Origin of the sequence: Pediococcus damnosus (assembly GCF_001437255.1) — a bacterium.
GTDB lineage: Bacteria > Bacillota > Bacilli > Lactobacillales > Lactobacillaceae > Pediococcus > Pediococcus damnosus.
On sequence record NZ_JQBD01000187.1, the window covers coordinates 1 to 541 of the forward strand.

Genomic DNA, 541 nt, shown 5'->3' on the forward strand with positions numbered 1-541 from the left:
CCGGCTTTGGGAAAGCGATAAATATTACCAAGATCGACCCAGGAAGGTTTCTTCAACCCAGCGGATTGCCAATCTTGAATCGGATAATATTGTTGCTTGATATAAGCCGATTTATTTTCATACTGACTAGTAATTTTAAAAGCCTCGACCGTCTGTTCTGATACCCGACGAATAAAAACTGGTCGAGACTTGCCACCGTTAGTTTCTACAAAACTAACGTATAGGCTGACTAAGTCATTAGTCCTCATCTGGATCGTTGAGCCAATCAGAGACCTCTTTAGCGTCTTTGAACTCGGTGACTGGTGTCCCTTCGGTCGCCTTTAAAAAGCGTAAATTAGCTCTTTCTTCTTCGCTTAAAGACGCATTAAAAGGTAAAGCACCATTAGCAACAATCCGCTTGTAAAACATGTTAATGGCCGTGGTTGGATTTAAGCCTAATTCGCTTAAAACTGCTTCGGTATCATCGGCCAAATCTTTATCAATCTTGACTTGGACCCGCTTCTTTTCCTTAACTGCCATGATTGTCTCATCTCCTTTCTTT

At 41.6% G+C, this 541-nt stretch carries 2 protein-coding genes; both read right to left on the reverse strand.

Features of this window, described 5'->3' with window-relative positions; all coding sequences use genetic code 11:
* Positions 1-248, reverse strand: a 248-nt coding sequence (locus IV84_RS10590; protein WP_081036113.1) for a hypothetical protein, incomplete at its 3' end; no start/stop codon positions are given.
* Positions 238-519, reverse strand: coding sequence for a type II toxin-antitoxin system RelB/DinJ family antitoxin (locus tag IV84_RS10595; RefSeq protein WP_054762789.1), 282 nt, complete (start codon positions 517-519; stop codon positions 238-240). The genes IV84_RS10595 and IV84_RS10590, both read right to left, overlap by 11 nt.
* Positions 520-541: the final 22 nt, after the last annotated feature.